The organism is Streptomyces dysideae, assembly GCF_001514305.1.
Lineage (GTDB): Bacteria > Actinomycetota > Actinomycetes > Streptomycetales > Streptomycetaceae > Streptomyces > Streptomyces dysideae.
This window is the reverse complement of the sequence record NZ_KQ949076.1, coordinates 591662-616466: the sequence shown is the minus strand read 5'-3', so window position 1 is coordinate 616466 and position 24805 is coordinate 591662. Positions and strand designations below refer to the sequence as shown.

General features: G+C 65.9%; 21 protein-coding genes and 3 pseudogenes. 13 read left to right on the top strand and 11 right to left on the bottom strand.

Annotation, left to right across the window (positions count from 1 at the left end):
* The first annotated feature begins 492 nt into the window (after nucleotides 1-492).
* The 3 genes from AQJ91_RS05945 to AQJ91_RS57295 all read left to right on the top strand — a co-directional run bounded on the left by AQJ91_RS05945 (nucleotide 493) and on the right by AQJ91_RS57295 (nucleotide 3003).
* Complete coding sequence (locus AQJ91_RS05945) at nucleotides 493-1725, top strand: helix-turn-helix domain-containing protein (protein ID WP_067017067.1); 1233 nt, start codon at nucleotides 493-495, stop codon at nucleotides 1723-1725.
* Nucleotides 1726-1730: 5 nt separating this feature from the next.
* A complete protein-coding gene (locus AQJ91_RS05940; protein WP_067017065.1) occupies nucleotides 1731-2285 on the top strand; it encodes a flavoprotein in 555 nt (184 codons plus the stop codon).
* A 112-nt stretch (nucleotides 2286-2397) separates the two neighbouring features.
* A complete protein-coding gene (locus AQJ91_RS57295; RefSeq protein ID WP_324617971.1) occupies nucleotides 2398-3003 on the top strand; it encodes a helix-turn-helix domain-containing protein in 606 nt (201 codons plus the stop codon).
* 230 nt (nucleotides 3004-3233) lie between these two features.
* On the opposite strand, the gene AQJ91_RS05930 is transcribed toward AQJ91_RS57295, so the two are convergent.
* The gene (locus tag AQJ91_RS05930; protein WP_067017063.1) at nucleotides 3234-4232 is read right to left on the bottom strand and encodes an asparaginase; all 999 of its coding nucleotides are present in this window, start codon (nucleotides 4230-4232) and stop codon (nucleotides 3234-3236) included.
* Nucleotides 4233-4400: 168 nt separating this feature from the next.
* Nucleotides 4401-5723 carry an aspartate--tRNA(Asn) ligase gene (gene aspS / locus AQJ91_RS05925; RefSeq protein ID WP_067017061.1) on the bottom strand — a complete coding sequence of 441 codons (1323 nt, stop codon included), beginning with the start codon at nucleotides 5721-5723 and terminating at the stop codon, nucleotides 4401-4403.
* A gap of 393 nt (nucleotides 5724-6116) precedes the next feature.
* Between aspS and AQJ91_RS05920 the strand changes: the two genes are divergently transcribed.
* Together AQJ91_RS05920 and AQJ91_RS05915 are read left to right on the top strand one after the other, a co-directional pair.
* Nucleotides 6117-6674 (top strand): P-loop nucleotide/nucleoside kinase family protein, encoded by a 558-nt coding sequence (locus AQJ91_RS05920; RefSeq protein ID WP_067017059.1) that lies wholly within the window; start codon nucleotides 6117-6119, stop codon nucleotides 6672-6674.
* A gap of 180 nt (nucleotides 6675-6854) precedes the next feature.
* On the top strand, nucleotides 6855-7838 hold the full coding sequence (locus AQJ91_RS05915; RefSeq protein WP_067017057.1) for a phosphotransferase family protein: 984 nt from the start codon (nucleotides 6855-6857) through the stop codon (nucleotides 7836-7838).
* Nucleotides 7839-7883: 45 nt separating this feature from the next.
* Here AQJ91_RS05915 and serS read toward each other — a convergent pair whose 3' ends face one another.
* Entirely contained in the window at nucleotides 7884-9170 is a 1287-nt protein-coding gene (serS, locus tag AQJ91_RS05910; RefSeq protein ID WP_067017056.1) for a serine--tRNA ligase, read from the bottom strand.
* Nucleotides 9171-9482: 312 nt separating this feature from the next.
* Complete coding sequence (locus AQJ91_RS05905; protein ID WP_234381817.1) at nucleotides 9483-10100, bottom strand: hypothetical protein; 618 nt, start codon at nucleotides 10098-10100, stop codon at nucleotides 9483-9485.
* A gap of 84 nt (nucleotides 10101-10184) precedes the next feature.
* Here AQJ91_RS05905 and AQJ91_RS48835 point away from each other — a divergent pair, with 84 nt between their 5' ends.
* The 3 genes and pseudogenes from AQJ91_RS48835 to AQJ91_RS54335 all read left to right on the top strand — a co-directional run.
* Entirely contained in the window at nucleotides 10185-10634 is a 450-nt protein-coding gene (locus AQJ91_RS48835; protein WP_456113455.1) for a transposase, read from the top strand.
* Nucleotides 10558-12239, top strand: a pseudogene (locus AQJ91_RS05900) (ISAzo13 family transposase); the annotation flags it as partial. The gene AQJ91_RS48835 and the pseudogene AQJ91_RS05900, both read left to right, overlap by 77 nt.
* Nucleotides 12240-12242: 3 nt before the next feature.
* Nucleotides 12243-12839 (top strand): annotated as a pseudogene (locus AQJ91_RS54335) (IS701 family transposase); the annotation flags it as partial.
* Between the two features lie 39 nt (nucleotides 12840-12878).
* Here the strand turns inward: AQJ91_RS54335 and AQJ91_RS05890 are convergent.
* On the bottom strand, nucleotides 12879-15053 hold the full coding sequence (locus AQJ91_RS05890; RefSeq protein WP_067017054.1) for a recombinase family protein: 2175 nt from the start codon (nucleotides 15051-15053) through the stop codon (nucleotides 12879-12881).
* A 265-nt stretch (nucleotides 15054-15318) separates the two neighbouring features.
* On the opposite strand from AQJ91_RS05890, the pseudogene AQJ91_RS05885 reads away from it, so the two are divergent.
* Nucleotides 15319-15654, top strand: a pseudogene (locus AQJ91_RS05885) (IS701 family transposase); the annotation flags it as partial.
* A gap of 346 nt (nucleotides 15655-16000) precedes the next feature.
* Here AQJ91_RS05885 and AQJ91_RS58125 read toward each other — a convergent pair.
* From AQJ91_RS58125 to queC, 6 genes are all read right to left on the bottom strand, one after another.
* The gene (locus AQJ91_RS58125; protein ID WP_079084692.1) at nucleotides 16001-16507 is read right to left on the bottom strand and encodes an ATP-binding protein; all 507 of its coding nucleotides are present in this window, start codon (nucleotides 16505-16507) and stop codon (nucleotides 16001-16003) included.
* 914 nt (nucleotides 16508-17421) lie between these two features.
* Nucleotides 17422-17556 (bottom strand): Mu transposase domain-containing protein, encoded by a 135-nt coding sequence (locus tag AQJ91_RS57290; RefSeq protein ID WP_267891166.1) that lies wholly within the window; start codon nucleotides 17554-17556, stop codon nucleotides 17422-17424.
* 204 nt (nucleotides 17557-17760) lie between these two features.
* Nucleotides 17761-18528: a GTP cyclohydrolase I FolE2 gene (locus tag AQJ91_RS05880; protein WP_067017050.1), complete on the bottom strand. Its 768-nt coding sequence runs from the start codon at nucleotides 18526-18528 to the stop codon at nucleotides 17761-17763.
* Nucleotides 18529-18530: 2 nt separating this feature from the next.
* Nucleotides 18531-18887 carry a 6-carboxytetrahydropterin synthase QueD gene (gene queD / locus AQJ91_RS05875; protein ID WP_067017048.1) on the bottom strand — a complete coding sequence of 119 codons (357 nt, stop codon included), beginning with the start codon at nucleotides 18885-18887 and terminating at the stop codon, nucleotides 18531-18533.
* A complete protein-coding gene (gene queE, locus AQJ91_RS05870) occupies nucleotides 18888-19523 on the bottom strand; it encodes a 7-carboxy-7-deazaguanine synthase (RefSeq protein WP_067017046.1) in 636 nt (211 codons plus the stop codon).
* Between the two features lie 2 nt (nucleotides 19524-19525).
* A complete protein-coding gene (gene queC / locus AQJ91_RS05865) occupies nucleotides 19526-20236 on the bottom strand; it encodes a 7-cyano-7-deazaguanine synthase QueC (RefSeq protein WP_067017044.1) in 711 nt (236 codons plus the stop codon).
* A gap of 202 nt (nucleotides 20237-20438) precedes the next feature.
* On the opposite strand from queC, the gene AQJ91_RS05860 reads away from it, so the two are divergent.
* Genes AQJ91_RS05860 through dbpB (AQJ91_RS05845) form a run of 4 tightly spaced genes read left to right on the top strand, consistent with a single transcriptional unit; the run spans nucleotide 20439 to nucleotide 24753 of the window.
* Nucleotides 20439-21236 (top strand): hypothetical protein, encoded by a 798-nt coding sequence (locus tag AQJ91_RS05860; RefSeq protein WP_234381816.1) that lies wholly within the window; start codon nucleotides 20439-20441, stop codon nucleotides 21234-21236.
* On the top strand, nucleotides 21233-22375 hold the full coding sequence (gene dbpB / locus AQJ91_RS05855; protein WP_067017040.1) for a DGQHR domain-containing protein DpdB: 1143 nt from the start codon (nucleotides 21233-21235) through the stop codon (nucleotides 22373-22375). Before AQJ91_RS05860 ends, dbpB (AQJ91_RS05855) begins: the two co-directional genes overlap by 4 nt.
* Entirely contained in the window at nucleotides 22372-23607 is a 1236-nt protein-coding gene (dpdA, locus tag AQJ91_RS05850; RefSeq protein WP_067017038.1) for a tRNA-guanine transglycosylase DpdA, read from the top strand. The genes dbpB (AQJ91_RS05855) and dpdA overlap by 4 nt, the downstream gene beginning before the upstream one ends.
* A gap of 48 nt (nucleotides 23608-23655) precedes the next feature.
* Nucleotides 23656-24753, top strand: a complete 1098-nt coding sequence (dbpB, locus tag AQJ91_RS05845) for a DGQHR domain-containing protein DpdB (protein ID WP_067017036.1) — start codon at nucleotides 23656-23658, stop codon at nucleotides 24751-24753.
* Nucleotides 24754-24805 lie beyond the last annotated feature (52 nt).

Here is a 24805-nt window from a genome sequence, read left to right as displayed (position 1 = left end):
ACTCCGGCTGCATCGGTCCAGGACACGGCCTGGAACCAGTCGGGTTTCGCTCCCTTGGCCAAGACCGCGGCGCTCTCCGTGCCGTTCCAGCCTTGCCCGGTGACCTTGGCGACGGACGGCGCTCAATCCGTACCCATGTGTCGCGGTCCGTGCGCGCCCAGACGATCCGGCGCAGTAGGTTCACGGAACTCCGATGACCAGACGTCTGTGCGCACTTCATGATCCGGCGTTGGGCTCGGCTTGGAGATTTCCACTGCGTTGCGCCGCCACGCAGGTAGTTCCCCCAGGTCATCGACCGTTGGCCGTGATCACGGACGAGCAGAACTGTGGCGCCTCGTGGACTCGTGTGTACAGGCCGGACAAAGTGTCCGGCCTGTTCTAGACCCGCGAGCGGATGTTGAACATGGCACTGCAGCCCGAATCGCTGCCTGATCTCGCGGCCTGCTCGGCCGCTACCGTGAATGACGGACCAAAGTTGGGGAGGCAGCGCGCATGCGTGGTCTTGGTGATCACCTCAGCATAGGAGAGCGGATCGCGTTCTACCGCGAGCGCCGGGGCTACACGCAGCCCGTCCTCGCCGGCCTCGTCGGGCACAGCACCGACTGGTTGTCGAAGATCGAGCGAGGAGTACGAAAGCCGCCGAGGATCGACAAGCTCGCTGAACTCGCTCGCGTACTGCGTGTCCCGCTTGGCGACTTGATGGGGCAGCCTGTTCTCTTGGAGGACGAGGAAAAGCACATGGACGACGTGCCGGCGGTCCGCGATGCGCTGATGAGCCCTCGACGGCTCTCCAGGCTGCTGTTCGGTCCCACGGCGGAGCGGCAGTTGCCGAGGCCGGAGCAGGCGCAGGTCGTCGTCGAGCGCAGCTGGGGCGACTACCAGGCTGGCGTTCTTGGCGACGTCATCGCGGCCCTGCCCGGTCTGCTGAGGACTGCCCAGGAGCTGGAAGACCTTCCGCCTGGCGATCAGCGGCGACGCGGCCTCGCCGTCTCGGCCCGTACGCATCACCTGGCGGCAACCACCCTCGCCAAGGTCGGCGAGTCCGACTTGTCGTGGCTCGCGGCCGAGCGCGCCATGCGGGCCGCCGACGAATCCGAGGACCCGCTGTCGCTCGTCTCCGCCGCTCGCTCCGGTACGCACGCACTGCTGGCCAACGGGCGATACGAGGACGCCCTCGAACTGGGCGATACCGCCGCGGCCTGGCTCGTCAGTCAGGTTCGCGACGACGACCCGGCCGCCTTGAGCCTGCTTGGCATGATTCATCTGCGGGCTGCTGTGGCCGCTGCACGGCACCAGGATCGGCCCACCGCCAACTCCCTGTTGGAGAAGGCGAAGCGGCTCGCCGACCGGCTCGGTTCCGACGAGAACCACTGGCAGACGTGCTTCGGTCCGACGAACGTCGAGCTGCACCGCCTGTCGATCGAGCTTGACCTGGAGAACATCCCGTACGTCGTCGAGCATGGCGGCATCGACGTCTCCCACATGCCGGCGGAACGCGCCGTCTCTCATCGCATCGACTACGCCCGCGGCCTCTGCCTCAGAGGTCGCGTCGACGAGTCCTTCAGGGAACTGCGGGAGGCCGAACGCATCTCGCCCCAACTCGTGCGGAACAATCCACGCGTACGCGAGACCCTTCGCGACCTGAGGAAGCAGTTCCCGGTCACGGGCGGCAGCCACTCGTCCGAGCTGCTGGCCATGGCCCAACGATGCAGGGCGGTGCAGTGAGCTCGATGCAGGGCAAGGTGCTGGGCGTCGTCGGATCGAGCGCCGGCGGGATTGAGGAACTGCGTACAGGGCTCGTGATCCCGGCGCTCGAACGGGGCTGGACGGTTGCGGTCACGCTCACACCGACCGCAGGTCAGTGGCTCCGCGCGAGCGGCGAGACGGCGCAGCTCGAGGGGCTGACCGGCCTTCCCGTACGGTCCGAATCACGCCTGCCGGGTGACTCCCGGCCGCATCCGCCCGTGGACTGCTACGCCGTGGCCCCGGCAAGCGCCAACACCGTCGCCAAGCTCGCCCTGGGGATCTCAGATAACCAAGCGTTGACACAGGTCAACGAAGCCATCGGAACACTGGACCTCCCGGTAGTCGTCTGGCCCCGCGTGAACGCCGCGCACGCTCGCCACCCCGCATGGGAAGGGCACATCCAAGCCCTTCACGATTCAGGGGTGCGGTTGATCTACGGAGACGAAGTATGGCCGCTCGCCGAGCCGCGGGCTGGGATGCCGGGGCGCCAGAACCCGTGGGAAGCCATACTCGACGAGGCCAGCAGGGCAGTCTCCTGACGTCCCATCAATAAACCCCGAAACAAGAAGAATTGGACCCGGACAGTCTGTCCGGGCCCTTCGTCCTGACCGGCGCCAGTCTGAGGCCATCACCGGCTAACGGAGGGACCGGATGCCCGATCAGGGATTGAGCGCGGCGCTCCCCAGCGCAACGACCTGGGGCGATGCATCCAAGAGCGACCCGAACGCACGCACGGATGCGATGGGTGGCAATGACTACTCATCTCGATGCTCGTCTGGTGCCGCCCCAACGCCGTCGGACACGGAGCGCTTCCCCGTGAGCGCCACGAGAAGCACCCCCACGCCAACCAGCCGCACTCGGCTCTGCAACCTTTGCCGATGCCGCCTGAGTCGGTACAACAGGGAAGACATCTGTTCCGGCTGCGCACGCAGGGGGACAGCCGTACAGCCTGGGCGCCCCGTTCCACCTCACGTGTGGGATCGCCAGGACGTCAGAGACGCTTTGTTACACACGGACTTCGGCAGGCTGTGCCAACTCGTGCGAGAGTACGGCCACCTCCGTCAGGAGGACATGGCCCTCCTCACGGGACTGAGCCAGGCTTTTCTGTCGATGCTGGAATCTGGGCAGCGACGCCTCACCAACATCGACCGGATTATCGTGCTCCTGGACGGCTTGAACGCACCCGTCGACATCACGGGGCCGATGCTCCGCCCCGTAGCTGCCGCTCCAGGCCTACCTCTGCGGACAGTCTCCTGATGTTCCACTTCAGCTCGTAATCTTGTCGTCAGACTGCGGTGGCGAGTAATCGCATCTGCCGCAAGAACTGGGACTTGGCCTGGCCGGTATCGAGTCATCCGATCAGTGGTGATCCGCCAAAGGTCGGCTGCCGAACTGCTGGATCTCTTGTTCCTCGATCCTCCTGATCCTCGGGAATGGCACCGTTGGCACGTCTCTGGGGTCCCCTCGGACGGACTGAGATGCGCAGGTCAGCGCGCGAAGAGGGAGAATTTCTCCGTGATCGTCTCGCGGTCCGCGTCTTGTGCCAACAGCCCATGGAGTAGGAGGCGTGCTTGGTAGGGGCCAAGATTGCCAGCTGGGATGAGCCCACGGCTGATCAGATCCTTCTCGGATCCAGGAAAGCCGTACGTCCTGGTCAGGACAGGGCCATTCCCGATGCGCGATGAGAGGACCACGGGGACCCGCCCGGCGAGCTGTTCGAGGCTCTCGACGAGTCGCTGGGGAACGTGGCCGACACCGAACGCAGCGACGACGAGCCCATCACATCGGCCGTCCCATGCCGCGAGCAGCTCCCCATCGTCGCCGAGGCTGACCGTATACAGGCCCACGTGCACCTCACGGCTTCGCTGCCGTGTCAAGGGGCCATAGCGGTGGGGTAGCGCAGTGGTCAGCCGTACCTGGTCCTCGGCGATCCGGCCGATGGGCCCTGCGCCGGGTGACGTGAAGGCGGAGGGGCTGGTGGTGTGGGACTTGCGGACGTGGCGTGCCGCGTGGATCTCGTCGTTCAGGACGACCAGGGCACCGGCGCCACGCAGCTTCGGGTCGGATGCGGCGAGTACGGCCGCGTACAGGTTTGCGGGTCCGTCGGGACCGGCCATGGTCGGATTGCGCATGGCTCCGGTGACGATGATCGGCTGCTCGTGGCCGTGATGAAGGTCGAGGAAGAACGCCGTCTCCTCGATGGTGTCGGTCCCCTGCGTGATCACGACGCCGTCGACGTCGCCGCCGGCGAGGGTCTTGTCGACCGCCGCGCCAAGTTCGGTGAGGTCGTCGAAGGTCAGCGAGGCACCGGGCACACGGCGGAAGTCGTGCACGCGCAGCTCGATTCCGTGGCCATCCAGGCCGGGCACGGCCGCGAGGAGGTCGTGGGCGGAGAGGGCGGGGACGACTCCGCCGGTCGCTGGATCGGTGGTCATGGCGATGGTGCCGCCGAGAGAGTAGACGGCCACCGCTCTTGTTGCGCCCATCCTCGCCCCCAACTTCTGACCAGTCTCAGCCAGGATGAATCTCGTCCCTCAGAGATCGTTCGATGCAGGCTATCGGGTCCCCCTGAGGACGTCAGCCTCACACTGAACTGCCGTGAAGCGACAAACCGTCGATCGCGCCATCGTGATCGTGCCCCGGTCTTTCGCCCGCTACGGAGTCAGCCGGTTCGGGCCACGGAACAGGAACGTGGCCTCGCGGATCGAGTCAAGCCCGAGCAACACCATCAGCACCCGACTCAGCCCCATGCCCAGACCGCCGTGGGGCGGGCAGCCGTACCGGAAGACGTTGAGGTAGTCCTGCATCGGTTCACGCCTCAGGCCCTTCTCCACAGCCTGCTTCCCGAGCACGTCGTAGCGGTGCTCACGCTGCGCGCCGGTCGTGACCTCCAGTCCCTGCCACAGGAGGTCGAAGCTGAGCGTCACAGCCGGGTTGTCCGCCGGCCGCATGTGGTAGAAGGGCCGGACACTCGTCGGGTAGTGGGTGACGAACACCCATTCATGGCCCGTGTGCTCCCTGAGATGCGCGCCGATGCCGCGCTCGCCCTCGGGGTCCAGGTCCTCCTTCACGCCCTGCGGGTCCCAGCCCTTCGCCCGCAGGATCTCTTGAGCCTCAGCCATCGTGATCCGCGGGAACGGCGTTGCCGGTACTGTCACCTCGACGCCGAGCGTCTCCCGGATCGCTTCCCCGTGCGCGTCGGCGACCTGGGCGATGGCGTGCGCGAGCATCCGCTCCTCGAACGCCATGACATCCTCGACCCCGTCGATCCACGCCAGTTCCACGTCCACGCCGGTGAACTCGGTGGCGTGACGAGAGGTGAACGACGGCTCGGCGCGGAAGACCGGCCCGATCTCGAAGACCCTGTCGACGCCGGCCGCGATCGCCATCTGCTTGAAGAACTGCGGCGACTGCGCCAGGTAGGCGGAGCGGCCGAAGTAGCCGAGCTCGAACACCTCGGCCCCGGACTCCGAGGCGGTGCCCATCAGCTTCGGCGTGTGCATCTCGGTGCAACCGTGCTCGTAGGCGTACTCGCGCATGCCCTGCTCGAGCGTGGTCTGCACGGCGAACAGCAGCTGCGCGGCCGGGCGGCGCCGTACGTCGAGGAACCGCCAGTCCAGGCGGTGTTCCGGGCCGGTGCCCTCGTCGATGGGCAGCGGTGTCTCTGCCCGGTTCAGGACGTCGACCCGCTCCGGGATGATCTCCAGGCCGTGGAGCTTCACGATCGGGTTGTCGGCGACGCGGCCGGTGATCCGCACCGCGGACTCCGGGGTGAGCTGCTGCAGGGCGGCCTCGATCTCGTCGCCTGCGCCGCCTCGCTGGTGAGTGACCTGCATCAGGCCGGTGTGGTCGCGTACGACGACGAACTGCACTTTGCTCAGCAGACGGAGTGTGTGTACCCAGCCCGACACAGACACGGTGCGGCCGACGTGCTCGCGCAGGTCGGATACCAGTACACGATCGGTCGTGTGGATCATCGCAGCCCTCCAGGGCGTCATGGTGATCCCTTGGGGGCGCGGGCGAGAAGGGGACTCGCGGTTCCACCGCGCCTTCACCGCCACTCGACGGCGGCGGCCTCATTCGTGGCCGGTTACGAGGCCAGCCGGCGGGGCATTGGGCCGGCGGGCCGTTCCTCCCCGCACTCGGGAGGATCTTCACCTCGGGGCGCGAGGCTGCCTTCCCAGCTGCCAGCAGCTCTCTCGGCTCGCGTGATCCCGCGGCTACTCGTCTCCGTCATCGCGTTGCCACGGAGGATAGCGACGCAGGCCCCGGAGAGGACAGCGAGATTCCTGAGCAAGGCGTGATCTTGCTAGGGAAGGCGGATCGATAAGGGATCGCGTGAGTCGATCGCCTGCTGGCACGCTGCCCTCATGGATCAAGCTGAAGTACTGCTCATAGGCGGGCGAGCCGGCGTCGGCAAGACGACGGTGGGGTGGGAGGTTTCGGCTTTGTTGCGTGCCGCGGCGGTCCCTCACGCGGTCATCGAGGGGGACTTCATGGGGCAGGTGCATCCAGCACCAGCAGGGGACCCGCACCGCACGGAGATCACCGAGAGCAACCTGACCGCCGTATGGGCGAACTTCGCCCACCGCGGCTACCGGCGTCTGATCTACACGAACACCGTGAGCGTGCTGCCCGAGGCGACAGGCATGTTCGAACGCGCCATGGGGGCCGAGGTGCGGATCATACGAGTCCTGCTCACCGCCTCCGATGCCACCGCCCGCGAGCGGCTTCTGGGGCGGGAACTCGGCTCGGAACTGGAGAAGGAGCTGGAAGGGAGCGTCCGCAAGGCGCGGCTCCTGGACCTGCGTGCCTCCGCAGATACCGTGCGGGTGGTGACGGACGGACGACCTGTCGTGGACATCGCGCGGGAGGTGGTGGCCGCCACCGGTTGGGCCCCCAAGCCTCATCCCGCCCGCAGTTCCTGATCGCGCCAGCCGGCCGGTTCGGATAGGGGGGCGGCCATCGGTGATCAGGCTGTGGCCGCAGCGACCAGGACGCTCCTCGTCTCGATGCAGTCCTACGCGGCTCAGCGAGCGCATGGACCGGGACTCGTCCACGCGACAACTGCGTGGCGCCGGCGAATGCGGTTCCCTCATCCTGACGGCATGCCCCACATCATCACCCCCCGCCTCCGGTACAACGCCACTGCGGTACGCCCACACTGGCAGGACCTCCCCCAGGACGTTCGCCAACTCATCGCACAGCATCTCGGGGGCGAGGTACAGGCCGGGCGCAGCACCGGGAGCGGATTCACCAGCGGCTTCGCCGCAGTGCTCCGTGGCACGTCCGGACCTCAGTTCATCAAAGCGGTCAACAGCACGGACAACGCGGTGGTCGCCGACTGCTACCGCAGGGAAGCGTTGATCAACCAGGCGCTCCCCGCACCGATTCCGGCGCCACGCCTGCAGTGGATTGAGGAGCAGGACGGATGGGTCGTCCTCGGCATCGAAGCTGTTGACGGCGGCCGTTTGCCCGCCGCGCCATGGAAATCCGACGAGCTCAAGGCCACCCTCGACGCCTACACGATCGCTGCAGAAGCGCTCGCCACCCCACCCGCACGACTCCAGCACATTGGTCTCAAGCCAGTGGGTGCAGATGGTGACTTCGCCGACTGGCGCAACGTCGCCCGTGGCGCCACGCCCACGAACGTCCTCCCCTCTTGGATGCCACTCGACCTCCTGGACGTGCTGGCCGGCCTGGAGAGCGGATGGCGGGAGGCCGTCGCAGGAAATGCCGTCCTTCACCATGACCTGCGCCAGGACAACGTGCTGATCGACACATACGGCGCCGCGTGGATCTGCGACTGGAACTGGCCATGCCTGGGGGCGAGCTGGTTCGATCTGGTCCTCCTCCTGGCCACCGCCTACGCCGACGGCCACGATGCCACGTCCCTCTTCATCCAGCACCCCACCGCCCGTGGAGTCGCCGACGAACAAATTGATGCGGCGCTGGCCGCACTCTCGGGCTCCTTCCTGACCTCCGGCGGACAGCCCCCAGCAGAGTGGTCCCCGCACATTCGTCAGCACCAGACGTGGTGCGGAGAGGTCACCCTGCGGTGGCTGGCCGATCGGCATGGCTGGGCATTCTGACCCGCGGGACAGCCGTTCGGTGCTCGACGTACAGCCCGCTCGGCGTCAGGCCGGCACGGGTGCTGCCAGGACACCGCTCGGGATCCACTTCCGCAGGACGTCCGGGACCGCCACGGCGCCGTCGGCCTGCTGGTGCTGTTCCAGCAGCGCGGGCACCAGACGGCTGGTGGCCAGGCCCGAGGCGTTCAGCGTGTGCACGTACGCCGACTTGCCCTGCCGGGGCCGGTAGCGGATGTTGCCGCGCCTGGCCTGGTAGTCGCGGGCGTTCGACACCGAGCTGACCTCGACGTACGCGCTGACGCTCGGCAGCCACACCTCGACGTCGTAGGTCCTGGCCATCGCCGCGCTCGTGTCCCCGGCCGCAAGCCGTGTGATCCGATAGTGCAGATCCAACTCCTGCACCAACGCCTCGGCCTTACCGAGGAGTTCTTCGTGCGCGGCGTCCGAAGCGTTGGGGTGGGTGAACTGGAACAGTTCGACCTTGTTGAACTGGTGCCCGCGCAGGGTCCCCCGCTCGGCCGTGCGGTAGCCGCCAGCCTCCTTGCGGTAGCAAGGCGTGTAGGCGACGTACCGCTTCGGCAACTCCATCTCGGGCAGCGTCTCGTCCCGGTGCAGGTTGACCAGCGCGGTCTCCGCGGTCGGCAGCAGGAACCGTGCCGGGCCTTGCTCGCTCTCCTCCAGGACGAAGACCTCGTCGGCGAACTTCGGGAACTGGCCCGCCGTGTACCCGGCTACGAAGGTCAGCACGTGCGGCGGCAGCACGAACTCGTAGCCGTCCCGCACGTGGGCCTCGACGAAGTAGTTCAATAGCGCCCACTCAAGGAGCGCGCCGTTTCCCCGGTAGAGCCAGAAGCCGCTGCCGCCGAGCTTCGTTCCCCGCTCGTAGTCGACCAGGCCGAGGTGCCGGGCCAGCTCCACGTGATCCTTCGGCGCGAAGCCAAACTCCGGGCGCCGGCCGACTTCGCGGACGACCTCGTTGTTCTCCTTGCCTCCGGCCGGCACCTCCGCGTCGGGCAGGTTCGGCAACGGATCAAGGAAGGCTCGACGCGCTTGTTCCAGTCCGGCGAGCTTCGTCTCGGCGGCGGTCAGATTGTCGCCGACGGCCGTCGCCTCCGAGCGCAGGTCTGCCGCATCCTCGCCTGCCCGTTGCCGCTTCGCGATGTTGCCCGAGATCCTCTTCAGCTCCGCGCGGAGGCGCTCTACCTCAGCTCGCGTATGCCGGTAGTCGTCGTCCAGGCGCAGAAACCCTTCGAGGTCGACGTGGACGGCCCGCTTGGCCAGTGCCTGGTGGACGTAGGCCGGATTGTCGCGGATCAGGGTGACATCGATCATCGTGCGGTGCTCCGTTCGATCAGTCGTTGTGACGTGATCCCTTGGGAGCGCGGGCGAGAAGGGGCGACTCGCGGTGCCACCGCGCCTTCGCCACCACAGGGTGGTGGCCTCGTTCACGACCCGGTCACGGGGGGATTCGCCGCAGGGCGCGAGGCTGCCTTCCCAGCTACCGACAGCTCTCTCGGCTCGCGTGGACCCGGACTACTTGTCTCCTTCATCGCGTTGATGGAGAGGTTAGTACTCCAGCTGTAGATCGTGATCTTGCGTCTTGTGGCGGCGAAGCGCCTCGACCTGGCCGGAGGCGCCGTTGCGTTACATGTCCCGACAGGCCCTGGCTTTGAACTCCGCTATGGGAACGGTGACTGCGGATTCATCACCATTGTCCGAGATCTTGTCGTAGCGGACCATTCCCGGGGTGAGCCGGTCCCGGTCGGCCAGGGTGAAGGAGACGCTGCTCGATGACCACGAGTTGTCCTCGGTCCCCCCGTAGAGGGCATAGGCGGTCTTGGCGGTGAGCGGAGCGAGAGGTTTGTCGGCGGTCCAGCCCGCAGAAGGAGGATTAAGGGTCCAGGTGGTGAGACCTGCCGTGAGGGGGTGGTCGGCGGTCCATGAACCGACCGTCACCGTCTTGTCGGCATCGTCGCTGTCGACGTAGAGGATCGCACCGTCGATCTGATGCCCGCAGACCATCATGACGCCGAGCAGGCGGCCGTCGGCGGTCACGGAGATACCGGCGACGGCATCGATGGGAACCGTGCACCCTGAGGTTGCCGCCAAGGCCAGGCCAGCCGTGACAGCACCGGCGAAGCGCCGGAACACCGGCCGTGAAGTGAGCGACCACATGATTAGCCCCTGCCCGGCGCGCCAGTAGGCCCCCTGCCCCTCGGATCGCAGGGGGCGAGCGGCACGGATGCGGCCACCGTTGATCATCAGTGTGTGAAGACAGAAGATCAGGCGGTGGCCGCAGGCCACAGCATAGATCCCGCCCGCTGGCAGGACATGTTTGAGGTCCTGATGGGCCGCATCGCGGGACGGTTCACCCGAGTGGAACCACGGCGGCGGGCCCGGGAATTCGTGCTCGGGCTCTTGTCGGACCTGCCACGCAAGAACTGCTGGACGCTGGCCGAGCACGCCGGCGATGCCACCCCGTACGGCCTGCAGCATCTGCTGTCGAGGGCGAAGTGGGATGCCGATGCGGTCCGGGACGAGCTGCGCGGCTTCGTCGTCGAGCAACTGCATGATCACGACGCGGTGTTGGTCGTCGATGAGACCGGCGACCTGAAAAAGGGCACCGCCACGGTCGGCGTGCAGCGCCAGTACACCGGCACCGCCGGGGCCCGTATTTCAATTAGTGCTCGGCAGAGGGGTGTTGGTGGGAGTCTGAGATATGACCTCGTGTCTGTCAGGCCGCGTTGCGGCTCGTGCTCTGCGGGCCAAGTTCGATCAGATCCTGCCGCACCTTGATGAGCGCCGCCGTCGGTTGTACCTGGCCAGTGAGGCGACGGCCCTCGGCCGCGGCGGGATCGTCCGGGTCGCCATCGCCTCCGGCACCAGCACTGCAACCATCGCGCGAGGCATGGCCGAGTTGGCCGGTTGTCCCTCACCGACCCTGCGGGTCCGGGCTCCAGGTGCGGGCCGCAAGCGGCTGACGGAGACCGACCCTGGCCTGCTGCCCGCGCTGGAGTCGCTGATCGAGCCGCACACCCGAGGCGACCCCGTCTCCCCGTTGCGGTGGACCACGCTGTCGTTACGGGCCCTGGCCTCGACGCTCACCGCACAGGGCCACCCGGTCAGCGCTTCAACCGTCGGACACCTGCTGCACACCCTGGGCTACAGCCTGCAGGGAACCGCGAAGACCACAGAGGGCATCAGCCATCCGGACCGCGATGCCCAGTTCACCCACCTCAATGCCACCGCCGCCGCGTTCCTCAACGATGCCCAGCCGGTGATCAGCGTCGACACCAAAGCCAAGGAATGGCTCGGCAACCGTGACCGGCCCGGTCGCACCTGGCGCCCGGGCAAGAACGCGATCAAGGTGGACTGCCACACGTTCACCACCAACGACCAGCCCATGGCGATCCCCTACGGGATCTACGACATTGCCAACAACAGCGGATGGGTCAACGTCGGCACCGACCACGACACCGCCCAGTTCGCGGTGGAGTCCATCCGACGCTGGTGGCAACACCGCGGACGGGCGGACCACCCGAATGCCACCCGGCTCCTGATCACCGCCGACTCCGGCGGCTCCAACGACCCCCGCCGCTGGACCTGGAAAAGCAACCTTGCCACCTTCGCACGAGAGAGCGGCCTGGAGATCACGGTCTGTCACCTACCGCCGGGGACTTCGAAGTGGAACAAGATAGAGCACCGGATGTTCTGTCACATCACCGCGAACTGGCGGGGACGGCCGCTGACCAGCTACCAGGTCATCCTCGAGACCATCGCCGCCACAACCACCAGGACCGGCCTGACCATCGGGGCCGAACTGGACACAGGCAGCTACGACCTCGGCATCAGCGTCACACCCGCCGAGTTCCACGCCCTTCCCATTACACCCAACGCCTTCCACGGTGACTGGAACTACACGCTGTCTCCCCTTCCGCCGCGAGCGCCAGACGCGCCGGCAACGACACACCGGACCGACCCGGCCCTGACCGCGATGCTCACCGACCCGGCCCTGACCGGCATGTCACGAACCGCCTTCGAGCATCTGGTGGCGGTCTCGGAACCTTTCTGGGACGCGTTGGCCGAGGCAGCATTCCAGCGACGCTTCCACCGCCCGCGCAGCTACCGTCACCCACAAACCAGCAGCGTGGACCACACCCACCGGCTCCTGGCAGCCATCCTCCGCCGGCGCAGAGCGGTGACCATGACGTTCCTGGCCCAACTACTGGGCGTCAACCGCACCAACCTGTCCATCCAGTACCAGGACGCAAAACGGCTCCTGGACCTGCACCGGATCCTCGTCACGCCGATACCCGGATCGCCCGCCCGCACATTGGAACAGCTACACGCCCGAACAACCCCCGCGGGAACCCGTCGCTGACAGTTATTGAAATACGGGCCCCCGGGCGCATCGAGAACAGCCAGGTCGCCGTCTACCTAGCCTATTCCAGCCGACGCGGGCACGCGGCGATCGACCGGGAACTGTATGTGCCGCGCTCGTGGATCACGGACGCGGCCCGCTGCCGGTCGGCCGGGATTCCCGAGGAGGTCGGCTTCGCCACGAAGCCCGCGCTCGCCGTCCGTATGATCGGCCGGACCCTGGATGCCGGGGTCCGTGCCGCCTGGGTGGCGGCAGACGAGGTCTACGGAGGCAATCCGCAGCTACGCAGCGCGCTGGAAGACCGCCAGGTCGGCTACGTCCTCGCGGTCGCCTGCGATCACCAGATCGCCACCCGGGCGGGCAAGGTGCGGGCCGATGCACTGGTCAAGAAGCTGCCGAAACGGGCCTGGCAGAAGCTCTCCGCGGGCGCCGGCGCCAAGGGGCACCGCTTCTACGACTGGGCCCTGGCCGATGTTGCCGACGACCGGCCCGGTCACCGCCATCTACTCGTTCGCCGCAACCGCAATAGCGGTGAACTCGCCTTTTACCGCTGCTACTCGGCCGCCCCGGTGCCGCTGGCCACGCTGGTGCGGGTGGCCGGGCGCAGGTGGACCGTCGAGGTGTGCCACCCGTAGTGCTCCCCATATCGGGATGGTTTTTCATGGCTCTTGCCTCTCGGTGTTGTTGTGGGGTTGGGGTGGGACGGGTGCCTGCCAGCGGGTTTTTGTGTGATGGCCGCGGGGCAGGTCGCGCAGTGCGCGGAGGCGCTGGATCTCTGCGGCATCCGCTCGGATGATCCGGAATCGCAGGCCGGGGCGCCTTTCCGAGGTGATCCAGCCGCGGTAGATCCAGGAGTAGACGGTGTTGATGGGCAGGTCGAGCTCTGCCGCGAGCGTCTTGACGGTCCACTGGTGCGTAGGCAGGTCCGGGGCGGGGGTGCGGCGGTGCCCGGGGACGCGGATGTCGTGGCGGATCAACAGGTTGCCGACCTGCTCGGTGGTGAAGCGGGTGGTGCGTTTGGGCGGCCTCAGCCCTTCGGTGTTGAGCCGTGCGGTGATCTGGCCGACGTTCATCCCCTGACCGGCCAGATCGGTCAGCCGCTGCAGCAGGTGCGGGAAGTACGACAGCTGGTCGTAGCGCAGGACCGGTCGCACCGCCCGGCTGTGGGTCTCGAATCCTCCGGCCCAGGTGATCGTGACGTCGACGAGCTCGCTGCGGCCGACCACCGCGACGGTGATCCTCTCGATCAGCGTGCGCAGGAGCTCCTTGCGTTCGGTCGTCGTGACCTGTGGATCGGCCCACAGTCGGGGAAGATCGGCTGCCAGGGCGTGGACGGCGTCCCGCTCGGCGGCGCTCAAGGCTGCCGGACGGGTCTCGGTGAATCGTTGATAGTCGGCCTCCAGCCGGGCCTGCTCGGCCAGCGCGGTCTCCCAGTCTTTCTCCAGCTGCCGTATGACCAGGCGGTTTTCCGGTTCGGCCAGGCGGTATTGCCGGGCCGCTCGCTCGGCGGCGAGCCTGGCCCGCTCCACCCGCTGGCGCCACAGCGTCTCCAGCACCGCTCGCTCGGCCTCGGCCTGCTCGGCGGCCTTGAGCGACACTTCCACGGCAGCCGGCCGCACCGCGGCCAGGACCTGGTCGACTACGTGGGCGTCCAGCGCCGGGCCGGTGATGGTCTGGCATGGCTGTCCGGTGCCGTAGTTGACCGGGTAGAACGCGCAGGCATACCGGTGGGTGAGCGGGTGCGGTCCGTGCCGGTGGTAGTGGGAGGTCATCTTGTGCCCGCCGCAGAGGCCGCAGTGCAGCAGCCCGGCCAGCAGCGCCGATCCGCCGCGTGGGGCGCCGGGGGCGGCGGCCGTGTTCCGGTTGGCCTCAAGGCGGCGCAGGTTCGCGGCGTACTGCCCGGCGCTGATATAGGCGGGCATCCGGTCCGGCAGCAGCACGTGCCAGGAGTCCATTGCGGTCACCACCCGCCCGGTCGAGGGCCGTCCCGGCTTGCGGCGCCGGACATCACTCTGCCGGCGCCCGTAGGCGTAGTATCCCGCGTAGATCGGGTTGTGCAGCATGTTCTGCAGCGTCTCGCGGCTGGGACGGCGCCAGGTCAACTCGCCCTTGTCCGCCCCTGATGCAGAGCGCACCGGCAGCTGCAGGTCGTGGGCGACCAGGTAGCGCAGGACGCCGTTGAGGGTGCCGATTCTCGCGAACGTGTCGAAGACCAGGTGCACCAGCGTCCTGGCCTGCTCGTCGGGCTCGAACACCACTTCCCCCGACGGGCGGCGCCAGTAGCCGATCGGAGGGCGGATGGCCAGTTCACCGCGTTCGGCCTTGGCCATCTTCCCGCCCTGCATCCGCTGCCGGATCAGATACAGTTCCGCCTCCGACATCGTCCCTTTCAGCCCCAGCAACAGCCTGTCGTTGTAGTACGAGGGGTCGTAGACGCCATCGGGGTCGGCCAGCAGTGCACCGGACAGCGAGCACAACTCGATCAACTGGTGCCAGTCGCGGCCGGTGCGGGCCAGCCGGGACATCTCCACCCCCAGCACCAGACCGACCCGGCCCATCGTCACCTCGGTCACCAGCTTCGCGAAGCCGGGCCGCGTCTCGGCCACCGCCGCGGAATGCCCCAGGTCGTCATCGATCACCTCGACGCGCGAGCGGGCCCAGCCGAGCGCGACCGCCCGTTCGACCAGTGCGTACTGCAGCCGCGTCGATTCGCCGTGCTCAGCGACCTGCTGACGGGTGGATTGACGGACGTACACCACCGCGGCCCGGTCAAGCGCCTCAGCGCGGATCTTGTCCTGGGACCGGCCCCACGGCGGCGGGAATGTCGCGGTCATCGTGGTCCTCCCGTCGACTGCGAGCCGTCGCTGCCCGAGCCGCCCAGGCCGCCAGCAGACGCACCGCCACGATCCTCTGCTCGACCGGCAGACTTGCCCAGACCGGTGTCAAGGGGGGCAGTCGTCGGGGTCGGACACCGCTCCGCACCCCCTGCCGCATCTCCTCGACCCCGCAGCCGATCGACCAGCGCGACCAGGCGCAGCAGGGCATCTACCTGGATTATCGCCAACTCCGCCAAGTTCGAACCGTCTTGGGGTGTCTCACCAGTGGCGCACTGAGGAGACCTTCCAGGCCGCCAAGGGCCTGGCCGGGCTGGACGAACACCAGGTCAGACGCTGGACGTCCTGGCACCGCTGGGTCACCCTCGCGATGCTCGCCCATGCCTTCCTGGCCGCAGCCACCGCACACGAACACGACCACCGCCCGGTCCCAGGCGAGCTGATCCCATTGACCTGCAACGAGATCCGGCACCTGTTCGCCGCACTGGGCATCACCATCCGCCCAGCCGCACATCACCTCGGCTGGTCCACCTGGCGACGACGCCATCAAGCCCGGTCCCGGGCCTGCCACTACGAACGGCAGGCCGCCCATCAACGATGAAGATCACGATCTACAACTGGAGTATTAGAACGAGAGCTCCCGCAGCAACACCGAATATCTCCGACGGCGCCCACATGGGTGTCGGAGGCGGATTCGAGCGACGCCGAGAATGTGGCGCCCACTCATCAGGCGCCCCTTGAATCGGAGAGGCACGGGCGGCGCTGGAAGACAGCCTGATCAAGGTGTGGCCAGACTATACGATGACGTGTACGTCGCACGTGGAAGCCCGCCAAGCAGCGCGACGAGACCTATCCGCTCGCCAAGACTCAGGCCGGCCAACAACGTCACAGCCACAGCAACGGTTCTGAATAGTTGAATATCTGTCGGCGGCCTGGACAGGAGCAGCTCAAGCTGCTTGATGCTTGATTCGTGCATGTGCACTGGTTATTGGCATGGGCTCCTCTGCAGCGGCACGGGCATATGAGGCAGGCTCTGTGGCGGTGCCCGCTACGGAGGCGGGGACTGCCAGTTCAAACCATGTCTTCTTCCCCGCCTCGCAAGGTTCTGAGCCCCACTTTGTTGCCAATGCGTCAACGAGGAACAGGCCCCGCCCGTTTTCGTCCATCGCCTCGGCCCGGGTCGGACGTACCAGGGTGGGGTCAACGTCGGTGACTTCCACGCGCAGCCGCTCTCCGGTCCACCGCACGGACACCACGCAATCGGCCTGCGTGTGCGAGACCGAGTTTGCGACTACTTCTCCGGTGAGCAACCGCAAGTCGTTGGTCAGTTCCTCATCCAAGGTCAGCCCGAGCCGCTGCGCACGGTGGACAATGCGGTCTCGTGCGGCTGGTACCGCCTCGACCGAGGGCGGGACGGTGAACGCATAGGGCGAATCTCCGAGCGGGCGGGGCATGGCTATGACCTCTCGCGGGGCGGGAGCTACGGCGTCAACGTGGTTTCCCACAAGTGAACGGATCGCTCGCCGACTCTGCTGGGCGCGTCCACAGGTGACCCAACGAGACCGGTAAGCCCAGCAGGTGGCGGACGACCACCATGGACCATAGGTGGCCTGGCTCCCAATTGCTGAGGTGATATCCCTGCTGCAATGTCATTGCTCCGGATCCTCTTCGAAGGACGCCAGCTCGGATGGCTTCGCCAGTCTCTGCTGGCCCCGGAGGAGCGGTAATTGTCCCCAGCCTCGGCGGATGGTCGGGCAGGGCTCGGGAGGCTGCGGCGGTGTCGAAGTATTGGGCGAGGTGGTGGGGAGGCGCAGCATCCGGCAAGCGGAGCCGATGGGGCGTCGGCGGCTGGCTCGGTCAGACCGAGGTGGCGCTGAGCTGCCCCGGCGTACATCCTCGGGCGGTGGGCATTGGGCGGCCGGCGATACAGCAGCGGGCGTCGTAGGCGTCCAGGGAGGGTAACGGCCGGTTGCCGGCCGGAGTGCGAGCCAGGCGGCGGGCGGCCAGCGAGGCGACGGGACGGAGTCGGCTGTTCGGGCCGTTCGGCTGTCCGGTCGGCGTCCGCGACCTTGCGTGCCTCCAGGGCAGCAGCGTTCGAGGCCAGGGCGCCAGCCTTGAGGGCGGCGGCGATCTCGGCCACCTCGTGCTCGTGGGGCATGTGCCGGTGCAGCAGCAATACCTCGATCAGTGCCCGGGTGCCCTCGGCGTCGCCATGGGCTGCGCGGACAGCCTCCCACCAGGCGTTGTGCACCGGGGTGAACTTGCCGCGACGCGGGCCCGCTCCAGCGGTGGCTCCGGGCTTGCGCAGCAGGGCCTCCAGGTAGTGGTCGAGTTCCTGGCGGACCCCGCCTGCGACCAGCCGTTCGTGCTAGCCGACCTCGGTGCGGCCGTCGTAGACGATCAGTTCGGAGGCGTGCAGTGGGACACGCACCTGCCATCCAATCAGATGGACGGGCACCGAGTAGCGGTTGTTGCTGACGCTGATCTGGCCGCAGCGGTCCACCCGCGGACTCGACCAGCGGCCAGTCTCGAACGGCTCGTCGGGCAGCGGCTTGAAGTCACGCTCTCGCGCTGGTCGGGAACTGACCGGGTCGAGTGCTCTGGCACTGAACTGAGGACGACAGAGACCGCCGCTTCGGGCGCGGGGCGGCGGTCTGTCGGGAGCGTTATCCAGGCCAAGAAACCTGCCGCTGAGGATCAGCGGCAGTCACCTGGAGATTCGGGCTACTGCGTCGTGGCTATGGATGCTCTCAAGGTTTCGTACGCGCACTGCGTGAACTAGGCCTCGTTCGCGGCAAGCGAGGCTCACGTCGCGCGCCATGTCCTCGACGAATACAGGATGGTCGTACGCCTGCATCGTCAGGACGCGTTCGTCGGTGCGTTTGACCAACGGCACGACCGGTGCGGACGCACACCTTTCCAGGAGGCCTACTGCCTCCTGCACCCTCAAGGGATAAGGCGTGTCACCGTGCCCCGTCACGGAGAGCGTCACGCGGCTGCGCTGGTTGTGGGCGCCGTAGTCCGAGATGGCCTTTGAGCATGGGCACAGGCTGGTGACCTCGGTCGTGATCGACGTGACCACCGTCGCGTCGCCATCATCCCAGCGGCCTTCGAAACGGACGTCGTGGACCTGCCACGACTCCTCGCCGCTCGAAGGTGCGACCACGCGCGTGCTCAGCGGGACATCGATCGTCACCGCGAGGGCGGGTGCATCAAGGAGGTCTGCGCCGACTTTCAGGACGTACGGCAGCTTCCGAGGGTCGAACCGTCGGAGGTGGTCGTGGGCGAGGGCCACCATGCGGCTCATGTGGGTGCCGCGGCGGTCCTGCTGGAGCCGAACGGTCACTTCGATCTCGGCGATGCCTTCTTGGCGGAGGTGACCGTCCTCGAAGTACAGCGGGTAGCGCAAGCCGCTGATGCCGACGTCGTCAATCTCGATGCCGCGGGGATCGGTCTCGTTCTGGATGTCGTGCATGCTTACTCGCCCCGATAGGTGCAGCCGGACGTGCACGTTTCGCGGACCGTGAGCGCAGAGAGGTCGGGCAAAGTCGGCTTCAGCCGTTCCCAGATCCAGCGGGCGAGGACCTCGCTGGTCGGGTTCTCCAGACCCTCGATGTCATTGAGGTAGTAGTGGTCGAGTTGCGCCTCGATGGGCTTGAAGGCCTTCTTGAGGTCCCCGAAGTCCATGACCCAGCCCGCCTCAGGGTCGACGGGAGCCTCGACATGGACGATGACCTTGTAGGAGTGGCCGTGCAGGCGCGCGCACTTGTGCCCTTGTGGCACGTTGGGCAGTCGGTGAGCCGCTTCGAACGTGAACTCGCGAAAGATTTCCATTTACTGAATTCCCAGATACTTGTGCGTCTGGAGAGAGAGGATCCAGCGCGGATTCTTCATGCAGTACTCGACCGTCGCCCTGGTGTTGGCTTCAACGTCCGGGCCGTCCATGGGCTGGAGCCGGAAGTACCGGAAATCCAGTTGCTCGAACTGACGGGGGTCACCACCCAACTGGGGGTAGACGAGCTTCAGTTCGTCTCCGCTGGTCACGACCAGTTCGGAGCCGATCTTGGGGCTGACACAGATCCAGTCGATGCCCCTCGGCGGTACGCGGGTGCCATTCGTCTCGACGGCCACCTCGAATCCTCGGGCATGCAGCGCGTCGATTGCTGTTTCGTCGAGTTGCAGCAGCGGCTCGCCGCCCGTGCACACCACGAAGCGGTGCTCTTTGGAGGACGAGGGCCATGCCTGTTCTACGGCTTGAGCGAGTTCGTCCGGGGTCCGGAACCGGCCACCGCCCTCTCCGTCGGTTCCGACGAAGTCTGTGTCGCAGAACTGGCAGATCGCACGGTGACGGTCCTTCTCCAGGCCTGTCCAGAGGTTGCACCGGGAGAAGCGGCAGAAGACGGCTGGACGACCTGCGTGGCTCCCTTCGCCTTGCAGGGTATAGAAGATCTCCTTGACCAGATAGGTCATTCTCACGCGCCCTGGTACTGAACGGGGTCGGTGACGCCAGCCTCGGCGAAGCCCTTGAGGCGGAGCAGGCAGGTCTCGCAGTGCCCGCAGGCTCGCCCCTGCTCGTCCGGGTCGTAACACGAGGACGTCAGGGAGTAATCCACGCCGAGGCGCAGGCCCTCACGGACGATGTCGGCCTTCGACATGGAGATGAGCGGCGAGTGGAGCTTGAGCCTCTGCGTGCCCTCAACCCCGGCGCGGGTGGCCAGGTTGGCCATGCGCTCGTAGGCCTCCATGTACTCGGGACGGCAGTCCGGGTAGCCGCTGTAGTCGACCGCGGTCACGCCCGTGAAGATGTCGCTGGCCCCAACCGTCTCCGCATACGCCAGCGCGAAGGACAGGAAGATCGTGTTGCGCGCCGGGACGTAGGTGATGGGTACGCTGCTGCCGGTGTCCTTGTTGCCAGCGTCGTCCAGAGACTCGTGCTTCGGAACGTCGATGTCCGACGTGAGCGCCGAGCCGCCAAAAACTCGCAAATCGATGTCTGCGATGACGTGACGCGCCACCCCCTGCGCCGCAGCCACACGCTTCGCAGCCTCAAGTTCCACACTGTGTCGCTGCCCATAGCGGAAGCTCAGCGCGTACGGCGTGTAGCCCTGGTCTTTGGCGATTGCCAGGACAGTCGTCGAGTCCAGTCCGCCACTCAGTAGAACGATCGCGGGACGCTCCGCCATGCCCTGCTCCCCAGTTAGATGCTTGTGTACCGGTGCAGACTAGCGCGAAAACTGGCAGGTAGAGTAACGGCAACAGACTTCGAGTTATGGGCGTGGGGAGCGAAGCCGCGTGAGGCGACTTTCACTGGTGGTCACGTGTACGGACCGTAAGGCTGCCGCACCAGAAGCCTCACTGCACGCAAGGTCGCTTCCAGCCGGCACCGTGAAGGAACGCTCGGCGCTCTGGAAGGAACGCGTCGAGAGTGCCTCCGTGACCCACCCGCTCGCCGAGCTCTACTGCGGCGACCACTGGACACAGTCACGTCGCCTCGAGGCAGCGGCTTCAAAGGCTGGCTTCGACGCGCGGCTGTGGGTCGCGTCCGCCGGCCTCGGACTGCAGCCGGTATCCGAGTCAGCCCCGGCATACGCAGCAACCTTCAGCACTCGCCACGCCGACTCGGTGGCTACGTCTACGGACGGCAGTGCGAAGTGGTGGGGACACCTCCAAGATGGGACTGGGCGCGCCACGCTGCAGGAACTCGGTAACAGTGGCCCCGTATTGCTGGTGCTCTCCGAGGTCTACGCAAGGGCCATGACGGCAGAACTTCACGCCTTGGGTGAGACTGCGAGCGAGACGCTTCTCTTCGGCGGCGGCGAAGAGATCCCGGGGATCCACAGGGTTGCCGCTGACGCAGGTCTGAGACGTGCCCTTGGGGGCACCTTGACGAGCCTGAACGTGCGCATGGCTGCTTCTTGGCTTCAGCACTGCGAGGACGACCGGCTGACCTCGAAGACGACCAGCGACTCCTGGCACGAGTGGGCGGCGAGCGCATCGAAGCCTGAGCAGCACAACCGGAAACCCATGACCGATGACGAAGTCATCAGCTTCATTCGGCAGCAGACCGCAGATCAGCCTGGCATCTCTCGGACACGGCTCCTCCGTCTGCTGCGAGACAGCGGCCGAGCCTGCGAGCAGGGCCGCTTTGCCAACCTGTACATCCGGATCATGGGGGAGCGGTGACAGAGAACCTCATCAGGCGTAGAGCTTTGCGCATCGAGCAGAACCCCAACATCCCCCTCTACGTATTCACTCTCCAGGCTGGGGAAGTAGACGTCGTGGCCGACGTCGCACGGATCTCCCGAGATGAGGCAGGGAAGCTGCTCGGCTACCAGCGGCCGGAGAAGAAGCAGCACGTCAAGCAGATCCTTGACTACCTCGATGGAGAGAACGTCCTCTTCCCGAACGGCCTCATCCTCGCCCTGCCCTCCTCCGTCCGGTTCAAGGGGAGCCGTGGACCCAACAGCACCGACGGCCTGGCAACGATCGGCACCATCGAGATCCCGTTGCCCGATTCACCGGAATCGCCCCGCCCTGCCCTAATCGTGGATGGACAGCAGCGCAGCCTCGCTCTCGCCCGCACGAAGCGGTCAAAGCTCCCCGTCACTGTTGCAGGTTTCGTAGCTGAAGACCTTGAAGTCCAACGTGACCAGTTCCTGCGCGTCAACACGGTGTCCCCGCTTCCTACCAACCTGGTGTCAGAGCTCCTGCCCGAGGTAAACACCAAGCTGCCTACCAGGTTGTCCGCTCGGAAACTTCCCTCCACGCTCGTCAACGCCCTTAATCAGGACAGTGATTCGCCGTTCAGAGGGCTGATCAAGCAGGCGTCAACAACGGGAGACCGAAAATCCGAGGCAGTAGTCAAGGACAACAGCCTCATCTCCGCCATCGAAGAGTCGCTGTCTCCTTCCGGGGTGCTCTTCCCTTACAAGAACCTTTCCAACGGGACCACCGACGCAGCGGCAATGAGGGACATCCTCGTTATCTACTGGACGGCAGTCAGAGATACCTTCCCGGAAGCATGGGGGCTCGCGCCAGCTAAGAGTCGACTGATGCACGGTGTTGGAATCCGGTCAATGGGGCGCCTCATGGACCGGATTATGGACCGAGTGCTGGGGGTAGCGGAAAATGGGTCGAAGGATGCTTACGAAAAAGCCATGGCGGAATTGGCGCTAGTTAAGCCTTACTGCCACTGGACGAAGGGGCGTTGGCCGGAACTCAACATTCCTTGGAATGAGTTGCAGAACACGCCCCGGCATATCAGTACCCTGTCGAACCTTTTGATCCGAATCTACCTTCAGTCGAGGATGAGCGCGTCGTGAAGTTCTACTTCCCGGACAGTCAAGATCAAGTCAGTCCCACATATGACTTCATCAACGATGAGTACTCCCCGTACCGCGTTCGGCAGAGGGACGATCTCTATGCCCACCAAGCGGTGACGCCGGCGCCGTACGACGGGATCCTGGTAAGCAAGGCTATTGTTGACGGGTCTGTGAAGGGTGCGGGAAAGTACAGTGCCCCTCAGCGAGAGCGCCTCTACCGCCTTGGGGTGAGAGAGTTCTTCAGGCTCCCGAAGGCGATGCGGAGTCTCGGAGACTGTGGCGCGTTCAACTATATCGACGAAGAGCACCCACCTTACTCTGTTGAACAAGTCCTTGATTTCTACCTTGGGTGCAAATTTAATTCAGGGATCAGTATCGACCATGTGATCTTTGGGTACGATCCCGAAGATGCCGACGTTGACCCTGCATGGGTGAAGCGGCGTGAGATTTCACTGGAGTTGGCAGAAGCGTTCATTGCTGCTGTCCGGGCTAGCAATGCAAAGATTCTGAATGAGGACAGCAAGCTGGAACCAGTCGGCGCGGCTCAGGGCTGGAGTCCGGCCAGTTACGCGGACAGCGTTGCGCGCCTCCAGCGAATGGGATACAAGCGGATTGCCCTGGGGGGCATGGTCCCGCTGAAGACGCCCGAGATTGTGGCTTGCCTTAAGGAAATCGCTAAAGTTCGCGCTGACGGGGTGGAGTTCCACCTGCTCGGAATCACCCGCGTTGACAGCATGGAAGAGTTCGCCAAGTACTACGTCGGCAGCTTCGACAGCACCTCCGCGTTCCGTCAAGCCTTTATGGACGAGCGCAACAACTACCACACTGCTAGCGGCTCCTACACGGCGATCAGAGTCCCGCAGGTCGACGGAAACCCCACACTCAAGCGGCTCATCCTCGCCGGCGTCGTCTCTCAGGCAGCGGCGATCAAGGCGGAACGAGAATGCCTCCAGTTGCTACGCAAGTACAACCAGCGCAACGCGGAAGTCGGAGAGGTCATGGAGGCGCTGCGCGCCTATCAGGCTCTCCTCGGCGATGCCAAGAAGCTGAAGCAAGTCGACAGGTACAAGCCAACCCTCGCTGATCGTCCCTGGGAGGACTGCCCATGCGATCTATGCAAGGAGCACAAGATCGAGATGGTCATCTTCCGCGGATCGGAGCGAAACAAACGCCGCGGGTTCCATAACATGACTGTCCTCGAAGCCAAGATGCGCAAGCTGTCGTTCACATAATCACCCAGAACGCGCATAAGACTCAAATAGCCCCCAACAGGAGATGATGTGGCCGACCGCTACGAGCTGAAGCTACCCGCCCTCAAGGTCCTCCAAGGCACCAAGGAGATCTACTGCTTCGGCGTTGACGGCAAGAAACTGCACGACTTCGCCGCCGTCTCACGCGTCCGCCGCGACGGCCAGAAGCGGTTGCAGGGGTACCAGCGGCCCGAGGTCCTAAGCCACATCCGCTCCATCCGCCGCTACCTCGAGTCCGAAGGGGCGATGCTCCCCAACGCCCTGGTTCTCGCGTTCGACGAGCGCGTGCGGTTCGAACCAGCGGTTCGCGGTGGAGACGTGAAGTACTCCATCCCTGGCGAGCTGATCATCCCGGTCGACGAGTCACTGGCGGACGAAGACAAGCCGGCCTGGCTCGTGGATGGACAGCAGCGCAGCGCAGCCATCAGAGACGCTGATCTCGCTGAGTTCCCTGTCGCAGCCGTGGGTTTCATCGCTTCCGGACAGGAAGAGCAGCGGTCGCAGTTCATCTTGGTCAACTCCACCAAGCCGCTCCCCAAGGGCCTCGTGTACGAACTCCTGCCCGAGACCACCGGTCAGCTGCCGCGCTCGCTCGCGCGCCGGCAACTGGCCGCGAGGATCATGGTCCTCCTGAACATGGGGGAGGGTCCCTTCAGCGGAAGGATCAGCAGCCCCACATCCCCTACTGGGGACATCAAAGACAACAGCGTCCTGAAGATGCTGGAGCACAGCATCTATGAGGGAGCCCTGTTCCAGTACCGCGATGCCACCGACGGCAGCGGGGATGAAGATCGGATGCTGGCCCACCTGCTGGCCTTCTGGACACCAGTGGCAAACATCTTCCGCGACGCGTGGGAAAAGCGGCCGAAGGATTCCAGGCTGACCCACGGCGTCGGCATCCAGGCCATGGGCTTCGTCATGGACCGGCTCACCGCGGACATCCCCGTCGATAAAGTCAACTGGGATGAGGTCCGCGCCATCTTGCGAGGACTGGAGGACCACGTGGCCTGGACCTCCGGCACATGGCTCTTCGCCGACGGCGAAGAGCGCCGTTGGAACAGCCTGCAGAACACCTCCAACGACGTACGACTGCTCAGCAGCTACCTTCAAGCCCTAGTCAGTCGATAGTCCTTCACTCGTGCCTTGATGCGGCGGCCGCCTCGATGCTCGGGGGCGGCCG